This is a genomic window from Photobacterium sp. R1 (assembly GCF_054600795.1).
In genome coordinates this window covers 1-255 of the sequence record NZ_BAAHZP010000728.1, presented here as the reverse complement: position 1 = coordinate 255, position 255 = coordinate 1, and the positions used below count along the sequence as shown (strand labels likewise).

Below are 255 nucleotides of genomic sequence, written 5' to 3'. Positions count from 1 at the left end.
AAGCGGTCTGGAATCAACTCGATGGCCTGACACTGACCGGAAAAACCGTCGCCCTGTTCGGTTTAGGCGATCAGGAAGGCTACACAGAATGGTACCTGGATGCCATGGGCATGCTACATGACCAACTACTGCCGACCGGCGCCCAGTTTGTCGGCTACTGGCCCAATCAGGGCTACAACTTTGAAGCGTCAAAAGCCCTGACCGAAGACAAAAGCTTTTTTGTCGGACTGGCGCTCGATGAGGACAGCCAGTACG

Annotated in this window: 1 protein-coding gene; it reads left to right on the top strand. The window is 54.9% G+C overall.

All coding sequences use genetic code 11. From position 1 onward, the window contains the following. On the top strand, positions 1-255 hold a 255-nt coding region (locus ACYP03_RS26995; protein WP_459782808.1), incomplete at both ends, for a flavodoxin domain-containing protein.